A 20,113-nucleotide genomic window follows, 5' to 3' on the forward strand; every position below is an offset into this window, starting at 1 on the left:
CATACCAGCGGTGACAGCAGCGGGGAGTGCTGGGCGGTGAGGTCGTGTTCGTCGACGCAGGTGGTGAGGGTGCCGGTGCGCTCGCGCGCACGCCGCAGCGGCGCTGCGGCGTGCGCGCGAGCGCACCGGCACCCTCACCACCTGCGTCGACGAACACGACCTCACCGCCCAGCACTCCCCGCTGATGTCACCGCTGGTCTGGGACCTGGCGCATATCGGCAACCAGGAGGAGCAGTGGCTGCTGCGCGCGGTCGCCGGGCAGGAGGCGCTGCGCCCCGAGATCGACTCGGTGTACGACGCCTTCGAGCACCCGCGCGCCAAGCGGCCCTCGCTGCCGCTGCTGGCGCCCGCCGAGGCCCGCGGATATGTCGCCGATGTACGCGGACGGGTGCTCGATGTGCTCGAGCGGATCCCGCTGCGGGGCGGGCCGCTGGTCGACGCCGCCTTCGCGTTCGGCATGATCGCGCAGCACGAGCAGCAGCACGACGAGACGATGCTCATCACCCACCAGCTGCGCCAGGGGCCCGCCGCGCTCACCGCCCCGCCCCCGCCGGACACCGCGGACGGCGCCCCGCTGCCGGCGGAGGTGCTGATCCCCGGCGGCTCGTTCACCATGGGCACCTCCACCGAGCCCTGGGCCCTGGACAACGAGCGCCCGGCCCACCGCCGGGTGGTCCCCGCCTTCTTCATGGACACCACCCCGGTCACGGCCGGCGCGTACGCGCAGTTCATCGAGGACGGCGGCTATGAGCGGCGGCGCTGGTGGACCGAGGCGGGCTGGCGCCATGTCCGCGAGCACAGCCTGACCGCGCCGCTGTTCTGGCGGCGCGAGGGCGGACAGTGGCTGCGCCGACGGTTCGGCGTGACGGAGCCGGTGCGGCCCGACGAGCCCGTGGTGCATGTGAGCTGGTACGAGGCCGACGCCTACGCCCGCTGGGCGGGCCGGCGGCTGCCCACCGAAGTGGAGTGGGAGAAGGCCGCCCGGCACGATCCGGCCGACGGCCGGTCCCGGCGCTACCCCTGGGGCGACGCCGACCCCAGCCCGGTCCACGCCAACCTGGGCCAGCGCCATCTGCGGCCGGCCCCGGCCGGCAGCTATCCGCGCGGTGCCTCGCCGCTCGGCGTCCGGCAGCTGATCGGCGACGTGTGGGAGTGGACGGCCAGCGACTTCCTGCCCTACCCGGGGTTCCGGGCCTTTCCGTACCGCGAGTACTCGGAGGTTTTCTTCGGTGACGCGTACAAGGTGCTGCGCGGCGGCTCCTTCGCCGTGGACCAGGTCGCCTGCCGCGGCACCTTCCGCAACTGGGACCTGCCGATACGCCGCCAGATCTTCTCGGGCTTCCGCACCGCGCGCGACGCGGCGCCCGGGGAAGCCTGAACCGGAAGGGGGTGATGCCGATGTGCCGGCATCTCGCCTATCTCGGACCCAACACCCCCGTGGGGGAACTCCTGATCGCGCCCCCGCATGGGCTGTACCGCCAGTCGTACGAGCCACGGCGGCAGCGGCACGGCCGGATGAACGCCGACGGGTTCGGCGTCGGCTGGTACGCGGAGGGCGACCCGGTGGCCGCCCGCTACCGGCGCGCCGGGCCCATCTGGGCCGATCCGTCGTTCACCGATCTGGCCCGGGTGATCCGGACCGGCTCGCTGCTGGCCGCCGTGCGCAACGCCTCGGAGGCGAGCGCCGACGGGGAGGCGGGCGCCGCCCCCTTCGCCTCGGGCGCCTGGCTGTTCAGCCACAACGGCAGGGTCGAGGACTGGCCCCACTCCGTGGCCGACCTCGTCACCACCCTGCCGCCCGCCGATCTGCTGCGGCTGGAGGCGCGCTGCGACGCGGCGTTCCTGTGGGCGCTCACGCTGCACCGGCTGCGCCTGGGCCACGACCTGCCCACGGCGCTGGGCGAGACCACCGGCACGGTGGCCGCCTCGGCGCCCGGGTCGCGGCTGAACCTGCTGCTCACGGACGGCGAGACCATCGCCGCCACCACCTGGGGCGACACCCTCAGCTATCTGGCCGATCCGGGCCACAGCGTGGTCGTCGCCTCCGAGCCGTACGACGACGACCCGCGCTGGACCGACGTTCCCGACCGCACCCTGCTCACCGCCACCCGCTCCGATGTTCAGCTCACCGCGCTCAAGGAGGCTTCCCTGTGAGCCCCTTCACCATCACCCGCACCCTGCCCGCTGACGCCACGGCCGCCGCGCTGCGCGCCGATGTGGCCGAGGGGCTGACCCGCACCCCCAAACAGCTGCCGCCGAAGTGGTTCTACGACGCCCGCGGAAGCGAGCTGTTCGAGCGGATCACCGAGTTGCCCGAGTACTACCCGACCCGCGCGGAGCGGGAGATCCTGGTCGCCCGGGCCGCGGAGATCGCCGCCGCGACCCGCGCCCGTACCCTCGTCGAGCTGGGTTCCGGCTCCTCCGAGAAGACCCGCCATCTGCTCCGCGCCCTGCCGGATCTGCACGCCTACGTACCCGTGGACGTGAGCGAGAGCGCGCTGACCCTCGCCGGGCGCGCCCTGCTCGCCGAGCACCCGGAGCTGACGGTGCACGCGCTGGTCGCCGACTTCCTGGAGGGGCTTGCCCTTCCGCAGGGCACGCCGGGCCCCCGCCTGGTGGCGTTCCTCGGCGGGACCATCGGCAATCTGCTGCCCGTCGAGCGGGCAGGGTTCCTCACCTCGGTCGGCGCCCTGATGGCGCCCGGCGACGCGCTGCTGCTGGGCACCGACCTGGTCAAGGACGAGGCCACGCTGGTCGCCGCGTACGACGACGCGCAGGGCGTCACGGCGGAGTTCAACAAGAACGTGCTGGCCGTCCTCGACCGGGAGTTGGGCGCGGACTTCGACCCGGCGGACTTCGACCATGTGGCGCTGTGGGACGCCGAGCACGAGTGGATCGAGATGCGGCTGCGCGCCCGCGCCGCCGTCACCGCGAAAATCCCGGCGCTCGACCTCGCGGTGCACCTCGCGGCCGGGGAGGAGATCCGCACCGAGGTCTCCGCGAAGTTCCGCCGGGAGCGGGTGCGGGCGGAGCTCACCGCGGCGGGGCTGCAGCCGCGGCGGTGGTGGACCGACGACGAGGGGCGGTTCGCGCTGTCGCTCGCGGTCCGGGTGTAGGGGCCGGTCGCCGGGTCCCGACCCGGCGCACCCGCCGGGGCCGGGGCGCGCAACTCCGCTGTCACCACACCCCGTTGACATCACTACGCTCCGTTCCACCCACAACACCGACCGAAATAATGTGATCCACGTCACTCTCCAGCGGTGAGGCCGCAGCACAGCGCGCTGCGGCCTTCAACCGTGCCCCAACTCCCTCTTGTTGTGGCGAAATCCACACCCTTAATCTTTGGCGCGCCCGGCAGCGCGCCGCGAAGGCGCATGAGAAGGAGCCGTCCATGGCCTTACGCGGACGCCACCGCCGCTACAAGCCCAATCGCATCTCCCGCGCCTCGCTCAGCGTCACCGCGGGCGGCGCCGGTATCGCCCTGCCGCTGGTCGGTGCGGCGGGCGCGAGCGCGGCCTCCGGGGAGACCTGGGAGAAGGTCGCCCACTGCGAGTCCACCGAGAACTGGGACATCAACACCGGCAACGGCTTCTACGGGGGCCTGCAGTTCACCCAGTCCACCTGGGAGGCGTACGGCGGGACCGCGTACGCGCCCCGGGCCGACCTGGCCACCAAGGACCAGCAGATAGCCGTCGCCGAGAAGGTGCTCGACGCCCAGGGCCCCGGCGCCTGGCCGAACTGCTCGGGGCGGGCCGGGCTGACCCGGGCCGACGCCGCCCCGCAGAGCGCGCCCAAGGCCAAGGCCGCGGGCGCCTCGGCGACGACACACCAGCAGGCCGACCGCACCCCGCAGACCAAGCGCGACACGCCGACGCCCACCAGCCTCCCGGGCCGCACAACGGCCAAGGACAGCGCGTACGTGGTCATCAGCGGCGACACGCTGACCCGGATCGCCAAGCGGCACGATGTCGACGGCGGCTGGCAGACGATCTACCAGGCCAACCGCACGAGCGTCGGCGGCGACCCGGATCTGATCTACCCGGGTCAGAAGCTCTCTCTGAACGATTCCGGCGCCAAGGTCAAGCCCAAGGCCAAGCCCAAGGCGAAGGCCGAGCCCAAAGCCGAGCCCAAAGCCAAGGCGAAGCCGAAGGCCGAGCGGCCGTCGAAGACCGCCAAACCGGACCGCCACCACCGGACCGCCCACAAGCCCGCCGCGAAGCCCGCCGGCACCTCGGAGTTCACCGCCCCGGTCAGTGGGGTGAGCCCGACCACGGCCTACCGCGCGGCCGGGGGCAGCTGGTCGAGCGGCTATCACACCGGCGTCGACTTCCCCGTGGGCATCGGCACCTCGGTCAAGGCCGTCGGCGCCGGCCGGGTGGTCTCGGCGGGCTGGGCCGACGCATACGGCTATGAGGTGGTCATCCAGCACCCGGACGGCCGGTACAGCCAGTACGCCCATCTGTCGCAGCTGTCCGTCCGGGCGGGCCAGCAGGTGGGCGGCGGCCAGCAGGTGGGCCGCAGCGGCTCGACGGGCAACGCCACCGGTCCGCACCTCCACTTCGAGATCCGCACCGGCCCCGGCTACGGCTCCGACATCAACCCACTGGCCTATCTGCGCTCACACGGCGTCTCCATCTGAGCAGGCCGAGCGGGCCGAGCGGGCGCGCGCGGCGAGCCGGGGCAGGAGGTCCCCGGCTCGCCCGCAGACCACGATGCCGTCCACGTCGCGGCGCGACACGAACCCTTCGGCCGCGGCGTGGGCGAGGAAGACGAGCAGGGGCTGATAGAAGCCGTCGGTGTCGAGGAGGGCGCACGGCTTGTCGTGCAGCCCGATCTGAGCCCATGTCAGCGTCTCGAAGAACTCCTCGGCGGTGCCGAGCCCGCCCGGCAGGGCCACGAAGGCATCGCCGAGTTCCGCCATGCGCGCCTTGCGCTGATGCATGTCCTCGACGACCAGGAGCCGGGTGAGACCGGTGTGACGGATCTCGTGGCGCGCCAGGTGCCGCGGGATGACGCCCGTGACGGTGGCGCCCCCGCGCAGGGCGGCGTCGGCCACGGCCCCCATCAGGCCCACCCGGGCCCCTCCGTAGACCAGCTCGAGCCCGGCTTCGGCCACGGCCCGGCCGAACTCGGCCGCCGCCCGCAGATGGACCGGGCGGCAGCCGGAAGAGGCCCCGCAGTAAACCGTGATCCGGCGCAGTCGCGGGTCCGCGCTCACGCCGGACCATAAACGGCCGAAGGTATTCCGTCGAAAACTTTCGAGAAGATTCTTTCCTGCAGAATTCCGTGTTCGGCGTGGCGTTCCGCCACCATCCACGCCATCTTCTCCAGTTGTGCCTCGGAGAGCTCATATGAGGCCAGGGACTCCACCCTCACCGAATAGGTGGCACACCATTCCAGAATCGCTTCGAGTCCGTTGACGGATGCCGCGAAGAAGCGGTGGTCCGGACTTTCCCACAGGGCGGCCAGCTCTTCGAGCATGCTGGTCTGCGACCCCCCTGGGGCCAGCATCCGGCGCGCCCTGCGCGCCAGCCGGACCACATATCCCTCCCGGTCCGGGATGTGCAGCAGCCGGACCGTCAGCCGGTAGGGGAGATCCGGCAGCCGCTCCGCGAAATCCCGCAGCAGCGATATGGAACCGCCTTCGACGATCACGAACCGATGGCGCTCGCCGAGCTCCGCCAGCCTGCGGACGAGCGCGTCCGCCGCCTCCTCGGGCGGGTAGTCGCCGTCGGCGACGGTCCGGTCGCCCAGCCAGGAGCGCTCCACCTCGACCGTCTCCTCGCCGGCCCGGGCGCTGGTGGTGGCCAGGTCGGTGAAGCACTGGATCCGGTCGGCCACCACGATCGGCGCGCCGGTGATCCGGGCCAGCGCGGTGGCGGCCGCGCTCTTCCCGACGCCGGTGGGCCCTGCGATGACATGCACGAACTGCGGGCTTCCGCCAGGTGCTCCAGCCATTGAAATCCCCTCCGCCGCAACCTTCCTGACGGTCAATCACGGTAACCCCGGCCGCCTCGTGCGCATCCCTAGCCAAGGCATCAATACAGTAAACGAATGGGCAAGTAATTAAAGGTTGAATATTTAACGCCGTCCTTACTTGCTCCGCGCCACACTCCGGATCGCACCATTCTCACGGCAGCCCGAACGGTATTCATGAGAGGACCGGGCATGACTCGACTTTCGGATCCGCCGTCACCAATTCTCGAGCGATTCGGCAAGGGCTGGGATCCGGACACGCTCTCGGCCCTGGCCGGATCGGTCCCGATCGATCTCGGTGCGCCCGTCGAGCGCGTACTGGAACAGCTCGGGCCGGCGCTCGGCCGCCCCGAGGCGCGTACGGTGCTGGTCGGTTACGGCGCCTCGTACGACACCGCGCCGCAGGACGTGGCACTGTTCGGTGCGCTCCCCGGCTGGAGCGTCCATGTGCCGGGACACCCCGACGAGGTCGGGCGGCTGCTGCGGAAGGCCGCGGCCGGTGACGGGAGTACATACCTCAGACTGCCCGAGCAGGGCAACGCCGAGCCGCACGGCGCCTCGGGGTCGTTCGAGGTCATCAGGCTCGGCGCGGGCGGTGTGGTGCTGGCCGTCGGCCCCACGCTGGACACGGTGGTACGCGCCACCGCCCGCCTCGATCTGACCGTCCTGTACGCCTCGACCATCCGCCCCTTCGACGCGGTCGGCCTGCGCACGGCGGTGCTGGCCGCCGACCGGGCCGATGTCGTCCTGGTCGAGCCCCATCTGGCCGGGACCTCGGCGCACTGTGTCGCCGAGACCCTGGTCAACGTCCCGCACCGGCTCCGCGCCCTCGGCCTTCCCTGGGACGACTCCGAGCCGTGCGCCCATGGGCTCGACGAGGCGGGCATCGCCGCAACGGTCAGGGCCTTCCTGCGCTGAGGGCATCGAGGCTGCGCTGAAGGCATCACGACAGCACATCACTTCCCGGGGAGGAAGCCGATGAACGTTCTCCTGATCTCCGGCATGGGGCCGGAAGTGCCGAACAAGAAGCTTCTGGAGGGCTCCTCGTTCGAGTCGTTACTGGCCCCCGAGGGCCACCGCGCGGCCGCCGGGCGGCCCGACGTGTTCGACCTGTCCCTCCTGCGCACGGCGGACGGGGCGGGACAACCCCTGCTGCGCCCCAGGCGCGCCGGCGGCCGGGCCCGCGCGGTCAGTTCCGTACGCCTCACCGCCCCCGCCGCGGAGGAAGCCGAGCCGGGCAAGGCACCCCATCTGACCACTTTTACCCTGCAGTCGATCCTGCTGGCCGCCGGGGTCGACCACGAGGTGTTCCCGATCGAGCGGATCTGGACCGGGTCCGCGGTGGAACCCCCCACCGACATGGACGTCGTGCTGCTCTCGACCACGTTCATCTGGGACCGCCGCACCCTCGCCAAGGCGGTCGCCTGGGTGGAGGAACGGTTCCCCACTGCGGACCTGGTGCTCGGCGGGCAGTACAGCAACCTCAAGTTCCAGCGGATCCTGGCCGAGCACCCCTTCGTCCGGTACATCGTCCGCGGTGACGCCGAGGCCGCCCTGCCCGCTCTGCTGCGCGCGCTGCGCACCAAGGGCGATGTGGCCGACGTACCCAACCTGGTGTGGCGCGACCCCGATACGGACCGGATGCGCATGACCAGGATCGAGTACATCGACCTGGACGCGCTGCCCTCGCCCGGCCCGGTCGGTACGCTCCCGGTCGTCCCCTACGAGTCCATGCGGGGCTGCCCGTTCAGCTGCAAGTACTGCTCCTTCCCCGCCGCGTCGCCGAAGTGGCGCTACAAATCGGCCCAGAAGATCGCCGACGACTTCCTGCGCTACCGCCGTGAGAACGGCGCCGAGTACATCAAGGCCCTGGACTCCACCTTCACCGTGCCGCCGACCCGGCTGCGCGCGCTGCTGCCGCTGCTGGCGGAGGCGGACGTGGGCTGGGAGGCGTATACGCGTGCCAACTCGATCCGCGACCGGAGCGTCGTGGACGATCTGGAGCGGGCGCACTGCCGTGCGCTGTCCATCGGCTTCGAGTCGATGAACGACACCACGCTGGGCCATATGCACAAGCAGGTCAAGGCGCGCGCCAACCGGGTGGCCTTCGAGCTGCTGCAGAACAGCTCGATCCACTCCTTCGTCTCGTTCATCGTCGGCTATCCCGGTGAGACGCCCGAACTCTTCGAGGACACCAGGCGGTTCCTGGTGTCGGAGTACTCAGGCCAGTTCGCGCTCTACGCCTTCATGATGAACGACGAGACCATGCCGATCTGGCAGGAGGCCGACCGCTTCGGTCTCGAGGTGTTCGACCTGGACGGCGAGGCGGAGGACTGGACCCACTGCGGCATGGACAGCCGCACCGCCGCCCAACTGCAATTGGAGACCCTGCGCGAGGTGCGCTGGAAGAACGACCACGCGATCGCCAGGGTATGGCAGCACGGCTTCGAGTCCCCGCTGCTCCCAGGCCGCTCCCCCGCGCAGAACGCGGTGGTCGAGAAGGCGGTGGACCGCCTCGGGATGCTGAGCGCCGACGTCCGCGACCCGGCCGAGGCCACGCGCCGCAAGGATCGCCTCCTCTCCGACCTCGCCGGACATGGGGTGGTCACGGCCCGCTGAGGTCGTACTGGCAGGCCTGCAGATGGAACAGCTCGGCGTAGATGCCACCCCGGTCCAGCAGCTCCTGTGGAGTGCCCGACTCGGCGAGCCGCCCCTCGTGGAGGACGTGGATGAGGTCGGCGTGCCGGACGGACGCCAGCCGGTGGGTGATCATCACGACGGTCTGCCCCTCCCCCGCGAGGGCACGGATCTGCTCGAAGACGGCGAGTTCGGCGCGGGCGTCGAGCGCCGAGGTGGGCTCGTCGACCAGCAGCACGGGCGCGGTGCGGTAGCGGGCGCGGGCGATGCCCAGCCGCTGCCACTGGCCGCCGGAGAGCTGGTGGCCGCCGCGGAACTCCCGGGCCAGCAGGGTGTCCCAGCCGTGCGGCAGCCCGGTGACGATGTCGTCGGCCCCGGCGTGGGCCGCCGCACGGTCGAGGGCCTCGGCGCGGATGGGGCTCTGCGGGCTGCCGATCGCGACGTTCGCCTTGGCGGTGAACGGCCAGCGCTTGAAGTCCTGGTTGACCATGGCGATCCGGGAGAAGAGCTGTTCGCGGTCGGCCTCCGCGATGTCGGTGCCGTCCCACAGGATGCGCCCCGAGTCCGGCAGATGGAGCCCGGCGAGCAGCTTGACCAGGGTGGACTTTCCGGATCCGTTCTCGCCGACGAGGGCCACCACGCCCCCGCCGGGGATGGTGAGGCTGACCTTGTCCAGGGCGGGCCGGTCGCTGCCGGGATAGGTGAAGGACACGGAGTCGAAGCGGATCTCCTCCGGCTCCGCGGGCAGCGGCAGCCCGCCCTCGGGGATGGCGTACCGCTCGGCGTCCTCGCACAGCCGGTCGAGGTCCTGGACGAACAGCATCTCCTCGTAGAGCTGGTTGAGCTGCAGCACCAGCGTGGACAGGTTCTGCGAGCCGGTGCGGATCGCGATGACCGCGGTGCCCGCGACGGACAGCTCCATGCCGCCGGAGAGCAGCAGCCCGGCGAGCGCCGAGTACGTGGCGAGGGTCGCCGCGCCGGTGAGCGTCGCGGCGATCAGCTCGGTGCCGGCCGCGGCGTCGGCCAGCCGGGTCTGCTCCGCCTCCGCGGACTCCGACATCCGGCGGAAGTGGCGCAGCAGGAAGCCGCCGACGCCGTGCACCCGGACCTCCTGCGCCGCCTCGCGCTCGGTGAGCAGCCGGCTGAGCAGATGGCCCGCGCGGGCGTGCTCGATCATGGTGTGGAAGGAGAGATAGCGGCGGCGGGCGATACGCAGCGAACTCCAGCTGCGCGGCAGGGCGATGAGCACCAGCAGGGGCAGCAGCACGGGGTGCAGAACGGTCAGCACTCCGGCGGCGGCGACGACGGCGAGCAGTCCGTTGACCACCGCCACGGAGTACTTGACCATGCGCCGGGCCGAGGAGGCCCCGTATTGGGCGGAGTCCAGCAGCCGGTGGAACTCCGCGTCCTCGATGGCGGAGAGCTCCACGCGGGCCGCGCACTCCAAGTACCGCTCGGTCGCGACCCGTTCGACCTTCGGCTCCAGTCGGCCGGTCCCGGCCGTCGAGGCCGAGGCCAGCAGCGCGCCGAGGACCGCCACCACGCCGACCACGATCAGCGACGGCAGTGCGCCCCGCAGCCGGTCGGCGGTCGCCCCGTCGGACAGCAGCGCCGCCAGCGCGTCGTTCACCGCGACCAGGCTGAACGCCTGGCCGATCCCCTGGCCGATCTCCGCCGCCGCGACCGTTTGCAGCGCCCTGCGGTCGGCGGCCCAGGCGAGCCGTACGGTGGAGCCCACCAGGCGCGGGAGCCTGCGGGCCATCGCCCATAACGACAGATGCAGATAGGCGTCGTCGTAGCGGCTGAATCCCATGTCGTACCGGAGCCGTCCGCCGAAGAGCAGTTGCTCGGACTCCGATGTCTCGTCAGTGGCCTGTCGCTTGCGTCGCCGCGGCCACGGCATCGCACCACCCCCTCCGCGTAGGCACCGCGTCAGTCTGTCGTAGCGGAGGGGCCGTCCGCGACGCATTTCCGGTCGGCCTCGGCCGCGCTCCGTGGCACGATGTGCGAGGTGTGGGGCACTGTGCGCCCGCGGAAGGGCTCGGTGCGCGCCCTTCCCCGGGCCGGAAAACGGAGGAGAGTGCGGCGTGCGTCTGGCCCACGACGACCCACGGCTGCGTTACCGGGGGGCGGTATCGCTGCAGCGAGGCGCCGGCTGGACCGCGCCCTGGCGGCTGCCGCATCCGGAGGCGGCGCTGTATCTGCCCGAGGGCGGGCTGGGGCGGGCGGCGATGCCGTCGGGGGTGCGAGTGGGCCTGCGTACCGACAGCACCGGGCTGACCTGCCGTTACCAGGCGGATCCCGCGCCGAAGCTCAATGGTCCGCCGGAGGTGGCGCGGCTGGATGTGCTCTGCGAGGGGCGGCACTCGGCCACCGTCGAGCTCCAGACGCACGGCGGGGACGCGGAGTTCCGCGTCGACGGCCTGCCGGGGCGAATGGCCGCGGTCGAGCTGTGGCTGCCCTTCTACCATCAGTTCCGGCTGTGCGAGGTAACGCTGGACGCGGGCGCGGCGGTCGAGCGTGACGGCGGCGAGGGGCGGCCGCGCTGGGTGCACTACGGCAGCTCCATCTCGCAGGGGCGCGGCGCGGCCTCCCCGAGCCGGACGTGGGCCGCCCTGGTGGCCCGGCGCGCCGGCTGGGAGCTGACCTCCCTGGCGCTGGGCGCGGCCTGCCAGCTTCAGCCGATGACCGCCCGGCTGATGCGGGACCTGCCGGCCGATGTGCTCACCGTCTGCGTCGGGATCAACATCCAGGCGCTGGGCAGCCACAACCGCGACTCGCTGGCCTCGGCGCTGGTCGGCTTCGTACGGACGGTGCGCGAGGGGCATCCCACGACCCCGTTCGCCGTGATGTCGAACATCGTCGCGCCCGAGCGGGAGGAGGTGCCGGGGCCCTCCGGTATGACGATGCGCGAGTGCCGGGCGCACATACGGCGCGCGGTCGAGCTGCTGCGCACGCACGGGGATGCGAATCTGCACTACATCCACGGCCCGAAGGTGTTCGGGCCCAGCTGTACGCGGCTGCTGCTGGAGCCCGAGGGCCTGGACCGGCTGCACCCCGCGCCCGCGGGTCACCCCGTCTTCGCCGCCCGCTTCCTGGCGGCTCTGCGCCGCGCGGGATGTACACCGGAGGTGCTGGCTGGCTCATGACGCCCCGTACACCGGCCGCGGCGGCTCGGCGGCGGCGAGCAGCTTCCGGGTGACCTCGCCCGCCTCGGCCGGGGTCCAGCGGGCGCCCTTGTCGGCGGTCGGGCCCGGCCGCCAGCCCTCCATGACGGTGATGCGCCCGGCCTCGGCCTCGAAGACCCGGCCGGTGACGCCCGCGCTGTCGGCGGAGGCGAGCCAGACGACGAGGGGCGAGACGTTCTCGGGGGCCATCGCGTCGAAGGCGTCGGCCTCGCCAGGGGCGGCCATGGTCTCGGCGAAGGTCCGCTCGGTCATCCGGGTGCGGGCGGCCGGGGCGATGGCGTTGACCTGGATGCCGTAGCGGCCCAGTTCGGCGGCGGCCACCAGGGTCAGCCCCACGATCCCGGCCTTGGCCGCGGAGTAGTTGCCCTGGCCGACGCTGCCCAGCAGCCCCGCCCCCGAGCTGGTGTTGACCACCCGGGCGGCCGGGGAGCGGCCCGCCTTCGCCTCGGCGCGCCAGTGGGCGGCGGCGTGCCGCAGCGGCAGGAAGTGGCCCTTGAGATGGACGCGCAGCACCGCGTCCCAGTCGTCCTCGTCCAGGTTGATCAGCATGCGGTCGCGCAGAAAGCCCGCGTTGTTGACGAGGGCGTCGAGCCGGCCGTAGGTGTCGAGGGCGGTGGTGACCAGGGAGGCCGCGCCGTCGGTGGTGGCGATGTCGCCGCCGTGCGCGACCGCTTCGCCGCCCAGCGCCCGGATCTCGTCGGCGACCTCCTGGGCCGGGCTTCCCTGGCCCGCCGCACCGTCCAGGGCCACGCCGAGGTCGTTGACGACGACCTTGGCCCCTTCGGCGGCGAGGGCCAGTGCGTGTGCGCGGCCCAGGCCGCGGCCCGCTCCGGTGACGACGGCGACGCGTCCGGCGCACAGTCCGGTCATCTTGGCTCCTCCTGCTCGTTGACGTTGGCGGCGTCGAGAAACGCCGGGCGCTCACCGCCGCCGTGGACGCACAGGGCGGCGCCGCTGATGTACGCGGCGAGGTCGGAGGCGAGAAAGACGCAGGCGTCGCCCGCCTCGTCCGGCTCGGCCAGCCGCCCGAGGGGGACGGTGCGGCCGACGGCGGCGAGCCCGGCCTCGTCGCCGTAATGCAGATGGGACAGTTCGGTGCGGACCATGCCGAGCACGACGGTGTTGACCCGGACCGCGGGGGCCCACTCCACGGCAAGGGAGTGTGCAAGGTTGGCAAGGCCCGCCTTGGCGGCTCCGTAGGCGGCGGTGCCGGGCGACGGGCGGGTCCCGCTGACGCTGCCGATCATCACGATCGAGCCGCCGCGCTCCTGATGCCGCATCACCTCGTAGGCGGCGAGGGAGACGGTCAGGGGGGCGATGAGGTTCAGCTCGACGACGCGGGCCGCGCGGCGCGGCCCGGAATCGGCGAGCAGTCCGAACCGGCTGCCTCCTGCGTTGTTGACCAGGAGGTCGAGCCGGCCGTACGAGCCGCGCAGCCTTTCGAAGAAGGCGCCGACGGCGTCCGCGTCGCGCACGTCCAGCGGCAGGAAGCGGGCCGCGCGGCCCGCCGCCTCGACGGGCCGGTCCCCTGGCCGGCGGGCGCAGACCACGACCTCGGCGCCCGCGGTGAGCAGGGAGCGCGCGATCCCCGCCCCCACGCCCCGCGTCCCTCCGGTGACGACCGCGACGCGCCCGGACAGGTCGATGGTGACGGCCACGTGACACCTCCCGCTGCGCCCCGAGCGCTGCTACCTTCTCACCTAACAAATGTTTGGTGGAAAGGTAGCGGATCTGCTCATGGGTGTCTCCACCTCCGCCCCACACGCGGGCGTCGCCGTCGTCACCGTGGACTTCCCACCGGTCAACGCCCTTCCCGTCCAGGGCTGGTACGAGCTCGCGTCCGCCGTGCGCGGCGCAGGCAGAGACCCTGATGTGCGCTGTGTCGTCCTCGCCGCCGCCGGGCGGGGCTTCAACGCGGGCGTGGACATCAAGGAGATGCAGCGCACCGAGGGGCATCAGGCCCTGATCGGCGCCAACCACGGCTGCTACGAGGCGTTCGCCGCCGTCTACGACTGCCAGGTCCCGGTCGTCGCCGCGGTGCACGGCTTCTGCCTCGGCGGCGGCATCGGCCTGGTCGGCAACGCCGACGCGATCGTGGCGAGCGACGATGCGACGTTCGGGCTGCCGGAGCTGGACCGGGGCGCCCTGGGCGCGGCCACCCATCTGGCCCGGCTGGTGCCACAGCACCTGATGCGCGCGCTGTACTACACCTCGCGCACCGTGACCGCCGAGGAGCTGCACCGGCACGGCTCGGTGTGGCGGGTCGTACCGCGCGCGGAGCTGTCGGACGCGGCGCTGGAGCTGGCCCGCGAGATCGCCGCCAAGGACGGGGCGCTGCTGCGGCTGGCCAAGGCCGCGATCAACGGCATCGACCCGGTCGATGTGCGCCGCAGCTACCGCTTCGAACAGGGCTTCACCTTCGAGGCCAACCTGAGCGGCATCGCCGACCGGCACCGGGAGGCGTTCGTGTCCGGCCCCTCTGGCCTTTCTGCTGAGGCGGGTGAGCGGCGTTGAACCCCGGCGACAAGCAGATGAGCCCGGAGGAGGCCGTCGGCCGGATCGAGAGCGGTATGACGGTCGGCATCGGCGGCTGGGGGTCGCGGCGCAAGCCCATGGCGCTGGTGCGGGCGCTGCTGCGCTCGCCGGTCACCGATCTGACCGTGGTCTCGTACGGCGGGCCGGACGTCGGACTGCTGGCCGCCGCCGGGAAGGTCCGCAAGCTGGTCGCCGCCTTCGCCACGCTCGACTCGATCCCGCTCGAGCCGCACTTCAGGGCGGCACGCGAGCGCGGGGACCTCGAACTGGTGGAGCTGGACGAGGCGATGTTCATGTGGGGGCTGACCGCCGCCGTCCACCGGCTGCCGTTCATGCCGGTGCGGGCGGGACTCGGCTCGGATGTGATGACCGTCAACCCGGGGCTGCGGACGGTCACCTCGCCGTACGAGGACGGGGAAGAGCTGGTGGCCGTGCCCTCGCTGCGGCTGGACGCCGCGCTGGTGCACCTCAACCGGGCCGACGCCCACGGCAACGGCCAGTATCTGGGCCCGGACCCGTACTTCGACGACTTGTTCTGCGAGGCGGCCGAAGCGGCGTATGTCTCGTGCGAGCGCGTCGTGGACAGCGCGGAGTTCGCGGACGCGGGCAGTCCGCAGACGCTGCTGGTCAAGCGCCACTCGGTGACCGGCGTGATCGAGACCCCGAACGGCGCCCACTTCACCTCCTGCGCCCCCGACTACGGGCGCGACGAGGCGTTCCAGCGCGCGTACGCGAAGGCCGCCGCCGACCCGGGCGCGTGGCGGGAGTTCACCGAGCGCTTCCTGACCGGCGACGAGGACGCGTACCAGACGGCGGTGGCGGCATTCGCCAAGGAGGGCGCATGAGTACGGTGACCCGGGCCGAGTACTGCGTGGTGGCCTGCGCGGAGGCATGGCGCGGCGACGGCGAGGTCCTGGCCGCCCCCATGGGCACCGTGCCGCGCATCGGCGCCCAGCTGGCCCGGCTCACCTTCGCGCCCGACCTGCTGCTCACGGACGGCGAGGCCATGCTGCTGGGCACCGAGCCGGGGGTGGTGGAGGGCTGGCTGCCCTACCGTCAGCATCTGTCACTGGTCAGCGGCGGCAAGCGGCACGTGATGATGGGCGCCAGCCAGCTCGACCGGCACGGCAACCAGAACATCAGCTGCATCGGCGACTGGAAGCGGCCCCGTCGGCAGCTGCTGGGCGTGCGCGGCGCGCCCGTCAACACGCTGAACAACCCGACGAGTTACTGGGTACCCCGGCACTCCCCGCGGGTCTTCGTCGAGCGCGTCGACATGGTCTGCGGCGTCGGCTACGACCGGGCAGCCGCCGCCGGGCCGTCCGCCACCCGCTACCACCGCATCCCGTGCGTCGTGACCGATCTGGCCGTACTCGACTTCGCCACGCCCGACCGCACCATGCGTGTGCGCTCCCTGCATCCGGGCGTGACCGCCCAGCAAGTACGGGAGGCGACCGGCTTCGCGCTCGACATCGCGGACGGCGTTCCGTACACCCGCGAGCCCACGGGCGCGGAGCTGCGGCTGATCCGGGAGGTCATCGACCCGGAGGGGCTGCGCGAGCGGGAGGTGCCCGCCTGATGGACACTCCGCTGACCAAGCTCGTCGGCGTGCGCCATCCGATCGTGCAGACCGGCATGGGGTGGGTCGCCGGGCCCCGGCTGGTGTCCGCCACCGCCAACGCCGGCGCGCTTGGCATCCTCGCCTCCGCCACCATGACCCCGCACCAGCTGCGCTCGGCCGTACGGGAGGTCAGGTCGCGCACCGACGCGCCCTTCGGCGTGAACCTGCGGGCGGACGCGGGGGACGCCGAGGAACGGGTGCGGATCATCATCGAGGAGGGGGTGCGAGTCGCGTCCTTCGCGCTCGCCCCCACCCGGGAGCTGATCGCCCGGCTGAAGGACGCGGGCGTGGTCGTCATCCCGTCCGTCGGCGCACGGCGACACGCCGAGAAGGTCGCCGCCTGGGGCGCGGACGCGGTTGTGGTGCAGGGCGGCGAGGGCGGCGGCCACACCGGGAGCGTCGGCACGGCCGTGCTGCTGCCCCAGGTCGTGGACGCGGTCGACATCCCCGTCGTGGCGGCCGGCGGCTTCTTCGACGGACGCGGTCTGGTGGCCGCGCTCGCGTACGGCGCGGCGGGGATCGCGATGGGCACCCGCTTTCTGCTGACCTCCGACAGCACGGTCCCGGACGCGGTCAAGGCCCGCTATCTGGAGGCGTCGGTCACGGACGTCACCGTCACCACCGCGGTCGACGGGCTGCCCCACCGGATGCTCCGTAGCGAGCTGGTCGCCTCCCTGGAGCGGTCCGGGCGCGCCGCGGCGCTGGCGCGGGCGCTGCGACACGCCGCGGCCTTCCGGCGGCTGTCCGGGCTGAGCTGGGCGCGGATGGTGCGCGACGGGCTCGCACTGAAGCGCGGCAAGGAGCTGACCTGGAGTCAGGTGCTGCTGGCCGCCAACACGCCGATGCTGCTGAAGGCGTCGATGGTGGACGGCCGTACGGACAGCGGGGTGATGGCCTCCGGGCAGGTCGCCGGGGTGATCGACGACCTGCCGTCGTGCGCGGAGCTGGTGGAGCGGGTGATGGCGGAGGCGGCGGAGGTCCTGGGCCGGCTTGCGTGACAGCGGCTGCGGGTCGGCTCACGACCGCCTGCTGGCGCTGCCGCTCACAACCGCTCGATGATCGTCACGTTCGCCTGGCCGCCACCTTCACACATCGTCTGCAGGCCGTAACGGCCACCCGTGCGCTCCAGTTCATGCAGCAGGGTGGTCATCAGCTTGGTGCCGGTGGCGCCGAGCGGGTGGCCGAGGGCGATGGCGCCGCCGTTGACGTTGACCTTCTCCGGGTCCGCGCCGGACTCCCGCAGCCAGGCCAGCACCACGGGCGCGAATGCCTCGTTGATCTCCACCAGGTCGATGTCGTCGATGGTCATGCCGGTCTTCTTCAGCGCGTGCGCCGTCGCCGGGATCGGCGCGGACAGCATCCGGATCGGGTCCTCACCGCGCACCGAGAGATGGTGGACGCGGGCGCGCGGCGTCAGGCCGTGTTCGCGTACCGCGCGTTCGGAGGCGAGCAGCATCGCCGCGGCCCCGTCGGAGACCTGGGAGGACAGAGCGGCGGTGATCCGGCCGCCCTCCATGACCGGTTTGAGGCCGGCCATCTTCTCCAGGCTGGTGTCCCGGCGCGGCCCCTCGTCGGCGGTGACCTCCCCGTACGGTGCGAGCTCGCGGTCGAAGCGGCCCTCGTCCATGGCGCGTATCGCCCGCTGGTGGGAGCGCAGCGCGAACTCCTCCATCGCCTCGCGGGTGATGCCCCACTTCTCGGCGATCAGCTCGGCGCCGTAGAACTGATTGACGGGCCGGTCGCCGTAGCGCGCCCGCCAGCCCTCGGAGCCCGCGTAGGGGCCCTCGGTCAGCCCGAGCGGGACGGTCGCCTGGCGGCTGGCGAAGGCGATCGGCACCATCGACATGTTCTGCACACCGCCCGCGACCACCAGGTCCTGGGTGCCGGAGAGAACCGCCTGGGCCGCGAAGTGGATCGCCTGCTGGGAGGAGCCGCACTGCCGGTCGACGGTCACGCCCGGGACCTCCTCGGGCAGCCCGGCGGCCAGCCAGCAGGTGCGCGCGATGTCCCCGGCCTGCGGGCCGACGGTGTCCAGGCAGCCGAGGACCACGTCCTCGACGGCGGCCGGGTCGGCGCCGGAGCGCTCCATCAGGGCGCGCAGGACGTGCGCTCCGAGGTCGGCCGGGTGGACGGACGCCAGTCCGCCGTTCCGCTTGCCGACCGGGGTCCGTACCGCTTCGACGATGTATGCCTCGGCCATGATCGCTCCTTCAGCCCGGTGTGTTGCCCGGTGTCGCCCGGTGTAAACCCGGTGGTCAGGCCCGCGGGGTGATGCCGTCCAGGACCATCGACAGGTACTGGCGGGCGATCTCCTCGGGGCTGTGCTGTCCGCCCGGCCGGTACCACGAGGCGGCGACCCAGACGGTGTCGCGCAGAAAGCGGTACGCCAGCCGGATGTCGAGGTCGGCGCGGAAGACCCCCTCGGTCACCCCGCGCTCGAGCGTGCCCAGCCATGCCTCCTCGAACTTCCGCTGCGAGACGGTGAGATAGCCGAAGCGGGGCTGGGTGGAGAGGTGCCTGGACTCCTTCTGGTAGATGGCGACCGCGGCCCGGTGCCGGTCGATCTCCCGGAAGGACTCGGTGACGAGCGCCTCGATGGTCTCCCTGGGGCCGAGCCCGGCGGCGAGCACGGCCTCGTAGCCGGCCCACAGCTCGTCGAGGAAGGTGGAGAGGATCTCGTCGACCATCGCCTCCTTGGAGTCGAAGTGGTAGTAGAGGCTGCCCGCGAGCATCCCCGCCTCGTCGGCGATGCGGCGCACGGTGGTCGCGTTGTACCCGTGCGCGGCGAACACCTCCGCCGCCGTCGAGAGCAGTTCGCGGCGTCGCTGGGGGGACGGGGTCACGGTGGTCTTCTTGCTGTTGTCGCTGGTCTTCGGCACATGACCATTGTCACTGTCCCGCCTCTCCGGCCCTTCCGCCTCACGCGTGCTGGCTGCTGACGGACACCGTCTCGCCCGTCATGTACGAGGAGTAGCCGCTGGCCAGGAAGACGATGACGTTGGCCACCTCCCACGGCTCGGCGTACCGGCCGAACGCCTCCTTCTCGGTGAGTTCGGCGAGCAGTTCGGGGGTGGTCACCTTCACCAGGTGCGGATGCATGGCGAGGCTCGGCGCGACCGCGTTGACCCGTACGCCGTAGGCGGCGGCCTCGACAGCGGCGCAGCGGGTGAGGGCCATCACGCCGGCCTTGGCCGCGGCGTAGTGGGCCTGGCCGGCCTGGGCGCGCCAGCCGACGACGGAGGCGTTGTTGACGATGACGCCGCCGCGGCCGTCGGCCTTCAGTCGGCGCAGCGCGGCGCGGGTGCAGCGGAAGGTGCCGCCCAGCGTGACGTCGATGACCTTGTGCCACTGCTCGTCGGTCATGTCGGTGAGCTCGGCGGTGCCGCCGAGCCCGGCGTTGTTGACGACGGTGTCGAGGCGGCCGTGGGCCTCCTCGGCGAGGTCGAGGAGCGAGGCCACCTGGTCCTCGTCGGTCACATCGCAGGCCGTCCCGGCGACCCGGTCCGCCCCGAACTCCCCGGCGAGCGCCGTGACGGTCTCCTTCAGCCGGCGGGCGTGGGCGTCGCCGATGACGACGCGGGCACCCTCCTCGAGGAATCTGCGGGCGGTGGCGCCGCCGATGCCGGTGCCCGCCGCGGCCGTGATGACGGCCGTGCGGCCGGTGAGGAGGCCGTGGCCGGGGACGTAGGGCGCTCGGTCGGCCTGGTTGCCCGCCTTGTTGTCCATCACGGCGTCACGGTAACCTACCAAACACTTGTTAGGGAACGGGGAGGGGGGCGGGAGCTCCGGTGGATCTCGACCTGACCGAGCGACAGCAGGCGTTCCGGGACGAGGCGCGGCGGTGGCTCGCGGCCCATGTGCCCGCCGAACCCCTGCCGTCCCTGGAGACCGCCGAGGGCTTCACCGCCCACCGCGCCTGGGAGCGGACGCTCGCCTCGGACCGCTGGTCGGCGGTGAGCTGGCCCGAGGAGTACGGCGGGCGGGGCGCGTCGCTCATCGAGTGGCTGCTGTTCGAGGAGGAGTACTACGCGGCGGGGGCGCCCGGCCGGGTCAGCCAGAACGGGATCAGCCTGCTGGCCCCCACGCTCTTCGAGCACGGCACGGCGGAGCAGCGGGCCCGGGTGCTGCCGCCGCTGGCCCGCTGCTCCGCCGTGCC

Annotated in this window: 20 protein-coding genes; 12 read left to right on the forward strand and 8 right to left on the reverse strand. The window is 72.4% G+C overall.

Going from position 1 to position 20,113, the window contains the following annotated elements; genetic code table 11:
* The first annotated feature begins 103 nt into the window (after positions 1-103).
* The 4 genes from egtB (at position 104) to CCN51_RS09965 (ending at position 4,639) form a co-directional block, all read left to right on the forward strand.
* Positions 104-1,378 carry an ergothioneine biosynthesis protein EgtB gene (gene egtB / locus CCN51_RS09950; protein WP_086859457.1) on the forward strand — a complete coding sequence of 425 codons (1,275 nt, stop codon included), beginning with the start codon at positions 104-106 and terminating at the stop codon, positions 1,376-1,378.
* 20 nt (positions 1,379-1,398) lie between these two features.
* The gene (gene egtC, locus CCN51_RS09955; protein WP_043489259.1) at positions 1,399-2,154 is read left to right on the forward strand and encodes an ergothioneine biosynthesis protein EgtC; all 756 of its coding nucleotides are present in this window, start codon (positions 1,399-1,401) and stop codon (positions 2,152-2,154) included.
* Complete coding sequence (gene egtD, locus CCN51_RS09960) at positions 2,151-3,116, forward strand: L-histidine N(alpha)-methyltransferase (protein ID WP_014174321.1); 966 nt, start codon at positions 2,151-2,153, stop codon at positions 3,114-3,116. The genes egtC and egtD overlap by 4 nt, the downstream gene beginning before the upstream one ends.
* A 275-nt stretch (positions 3,117-3,391) precedes the next feature.
* The gene (locus CCN51_RS09965) at positions 3,392-4,639 is read left to right on the forward strand and encodes a transglycosylase family protein (RefSeq protein ID WP_014174322.1); all 1,248 of its coding nucleotides are present in this window, start codon (positions 3,392-3,394) and stop codon (positions 4,637-4,639) included.
* On the opposite strand, the gene CCN51_RS09970 is transcribed toward CCN51_RS09965, so the two are convergent.
* Together CCN51_RS09970 and CCN51_RS09975 are read right to left on the reverse strand one after the other, a co-directional pair.
* On the reverse strand, positions 4,619-5,218 hold the full coding sequence (locus tag CCN51_RS09970) for an LOG family protein (protein WP_014174323.1): 600 nt from the start codon (positions 5,216-5,218) through the stop codon (positions 4,619-4,621). The two genes, CCN51_RS09965 and CCN51_RS09970, sit on opposite strands and share 21 nt — an antisense overlap.
* On the reverse strand, positions 5,215-5,958 hold the full coding sequence (locus CCN51_RS09975) for an isopentenyl transferase family protein (RefSeq protein ID WP_043486275.1): 744 nt from the start codon (positions 5,956-5,958) through the stop codon (positions 5,215-5,217). The genes CCN51_RS09970 and CCN51_RS09975 overlap by 4 nt, the downstream gene beginning before the upstream one ends.
* Before the next feature lie 210 nt (positions 5,959-6,168).
* On the opposite strand from CCN51_RS09975, the gene CCN51_RS09980 reads away from it, so the two are divergent.
* Together CCN51_RS09980 and CCN51_RS09985 are read left to right on the forward strand one after the other, a co-directional pair.
* Positions 6,169-6,894 carry a transketolase family protein gene (locus CCN51_RS09980; RefSeq protein WP_014174325.1) on the forward strand — a complete coding sequence of 242 codons (726 nt, stop codon included), beginning with the start codon at positions 6,169-6,171 and terminating at the stop codon, positions 6,892-6,894.
* 60 nt (positions 6,895-6,954) lie between these two features.
* Entirely contained in the window at positions 6,955-8,595 is a 1,641-nt protein-coding gene (locus CCN51_RS09985; RefSeq protein WP_014174326.1) for a B12-binding domain-containing radical SAM protein, read from the forward strand.
* Here CCN51_RS09985 and CCN51_RS09990 read toward each other — a convergent pair.
* Positions 8,582-10,516, reverse strand: coding sequence for an ABC transporter ATP-binding protein (locus tag CCN51_RS09990; RefSeq protein ID WP_014174327.1), 1,935 nt, complete (start codon positions 10,514-10,516; stop codon positions 8,582-8,584). The two genes, CCN51_RS09985 and CCN51_RS09990, sit on opposite strands and share 14 nt — an antisense overlap.
* 184 nt (positions 10,517-10,700) lie before the next feature.
* On the opposite strand from CCN51_RS09990, the gene CCN51_RS09995 reads away from it, so the two are divergent.
* Positions 10,701-11,762 (forward strand): SGNH/GDSL hydrolase family protein, encoded by a 1,062-nt coding sequence (locus CCN51_RS09995; RefSeq protein WP_014174328.1) that lies wholly within the window; start codon positions 10,701-10,703, stop codon positions 11,760-11,762.
* On the opposite strand, the gene CCN51_RS10000 is transcribed toward CCN51_RS09995, so the two are convergent.
* A complete protein-coding gene (locus CCN51_RS10000; protein ID WP_014174329.1) occupies positions 11,757-12,671 on the reverse strand; it encodes an SDR family oxidoreductase in 915 nt (304 codons plus the stop codon). The two genes, CCN51_RS09995 and CCN51_RS10000, sit on opposite strands and share 6 nt — an antisense overlap.
* Positions 12,668-13,459, reverse strand: coding sequence for an SDR family oxidoreductase (locus CCN51_RS10005; protein WP_014174330.1), 792 nt, complete (start codon positions 13,457-13,459; stop codon positions 12,668-12,670). Before CCN51_RS10005 ends, CCN51_RS10000 begins: the two co-directional genes overlap by 4 nt.
* A 79-nt stretch (positions 13,460-13,538) precedes the next feature.
* Between CCN51_RS10005 and CCN51_RS10010 the strand changes: the two genes are divergently transcribed.
* Genes CCN51_RS10010 through CCN51_RS10025 form a run of 4 tightly spaced genes read left to right on the forward strand, consistent with a single transcriptional unit; the run spans position 13,539 to position 16,955 of the window.
* Positions 13,539-14,315, forward strand: a complete 777-nt coding sequence (locus CCN51_RS10010) for an enoyl-CoA hydratase family protein (protein ID WP_014174331.1) — start codon at positions 13,539-13,541, stop codon at positions 14,313-14,315.
* Between the two features lie 17 nt (positions 14,316-14,332).
* Positions 14,333-15,181 carry a CoA transferase subunit A gene (locus CCN51_RS10015; RefSeq protein ID WP_043489265.1) on the forward strand — a complete coding sequence of 283 codons (849 nt, stop codon included), beginning with the start codon at positions 14,333-14,335 and terminating at the stop codon, positions 15,179-15,181.
* Positions 15,178-15,915 (forward strand): CoA-transferase subunit beta, encoded by a 738-nt coding sequence (locus CCN51_RS10020; protein ID WP_014174333.1) that lies wholly within the window; start codon positions 15,178-15,180, stop codon positions 15,913-15,915. Before CCN51_RS10015 ends, CCN51_RS10020 begins: the two co-directional genes overlap by 4 nt.
* Complete coding sequence (locus tag CCN51_RS10025) at positions 15,915-16,955, forward strand: NAD(P)H-dependent flavin oxidoreductase (protein WP_014174334.1); 1,041 nt, start codon at positions 15,915-15,917, stop codon at positions 16,953-16,955. The genes CCN51_RS10020 and CCN51_RS10025 overlap by 1 nt, the downstream gene beginning before the upstream one ends.
* A gap of 44 nt (positions 16,956-16,999) precedes the next feature.
* Here CCN51_RS10025 and CCN51_RS10030 read toward each other — a convergent pair whose 3' ends face one another.
* From CCN51_RS10030 to CCN51_RS10040, 3 genes are read right to left on the reverse strand one after another with little or no spacing between them, the layout of a single operon-like run.
* A complete protein-coding gene (locus CCN51_RS10030; RefSeq protein ID WP_014174335.1) occupies positions 17,000-18,157 on the reverse strand; it encodes an acetyl-CoA C-acetyltransferase in 1,158 nt (385 codons plus the stop codon).
* Between the two features lie 55 nt (positions 18,158-18,212).
* Entirely contained in the window at positions 18,213-18,836 is a 624-nt protein-coding gene (locus CCN51_RS10035; RefSeq protein WP_014174336.1) for a TetR/AcrR family transcriptional regulator, read from the reverse strand.
* Between the two features lie 40 nt (positions 18,837-18,876).
* Positions 18,877-19,683, reverse strand: coding sequence for an SDR family oxidoreductase (locus tag CCN51_RS10040; protein WP_014174337.1), 807 nt, complete (start codon positions 19,681-19,683; stop codon positions 18,877-18,879).
* Positions 19,684-19,745: 62 nt separating this feature from the next.
* Between CCN51_RS10040 and CCN51_RS10045 the strand changes: the two genes are divergently transcribed.
* A partial coding sequence (locus tag CCN51_RS10045) for an acyl-CoA dehydrogenase family protein (RefSeq protein WP_211303215.1) occupies positions 19,746-20,113 on the forward strand: 368 nt, incomplete at its 3' end.

It is taken from the genome of Streptomyces milbemycinicus, from assembly GCF_002154605.1.
Classification (GTDB): Bacteria; Actinomycetota; Actinomycetes; order Streptomycetales; family Streptomycetaceae; genus Streptomyces; species Streptomyces milbemycinicus.

Excerpts from the sequence above, each read along its gene's own strand:
- CCN51_RS10025 (WP_014174334.1), top strand. The coding sequence starts at position 15,915 with ATGGACACTCCGCTGACCAAGCTCGTCGGCGTGCGCCATCCGATCGTG.
- CCN51_RS10030 (WP_014174335.1), bottom strand. The coding sequence starts at position 18,157 with ATGGCCGAGGCATACATCGTCGAAGCGGTACGGACCCCGGTCGGCAAG.
- CCN51_RS09965 (WP_014174322.1), top strand. The coding sequence starts at position 3,392 with ATGGCCTTACGCGGACGCCACCGCCGCTACAAGCCCAATCGCATCTCC.
- CCN51_RS10020 (WP_014174333.1), top strand. The coding sequence starts at position 15,178 with ATGAGTACGGTGACCCGGGCCGAGTACTGCGTGGTGGCCTGCGCGGAG.
- CCN51_RS10010 (WP_014174331.1), top strand. The coding sequence starts at position 13,539 with ATGGGTGTCTCCACCTCCGCCCCACACGCGGGCGTCGCCGTCGTCACC.
- CCN51_RS10000 (WP_014174329.1), bottom strand. The coding sequence starts at position 12,671 with ATGACCGGACTGTGCGCCGGACGCGTCGCCGTCGTCACCGGAGCGGGC.
- CCN51_RS09975 (WP_043486275.1), bottom strand. The coding sequence starts at position 5,958 with ATGGCTGGAGCACCTGGCGGAAGCCCGCAGTTCGTGCATGTCATCGCA.
- CCN51_RS10015 (WP_043489265.1), top strand. The coding sequence starts at position 14,333 with ATGAGCCCGGAGGAGGCCGTCGGCCGGATCGAGAGCGGTATGACGGTC.
- CCN51_RS10040 (WP_014174337.1), bottom strand. The coding sequence starts at position 19,683 with ATGGACAACAAGGCGGGCAACCAGGCCGACCGAGCGCCCTACGTCCCC.
- CCN51_RS09990 (WP_014174327.1), bottom strand. The coding sequence starts at position 10,516 with ATGCCGTGGCCGCGGCGACGCAAGCGACAGGCCACTGACGAGACATCG.
- CCN51_RS09980 (WP_014174325.1), top strand. The coding sequence starts at position 6,169 with ATGACTCGACTTTCGGATCCGCCGTCACCAATTCTCGAGCGATTCGGC.
- egtC (WP_043489259.1), top strand. The coding sequence starts at position 1,399 with ATGTGCCGGCATCTCGCCTATCTCGGACCCAACACCCCCGTGGGGGAA.
- CCN51_RS09985 (WP_014174326.1), top strand. The coding sequence starts at position 6,955 with ATGAACGTTCTCCTGATCTCCGGCATGGGGCCGGAAGTGCCGAACAAG.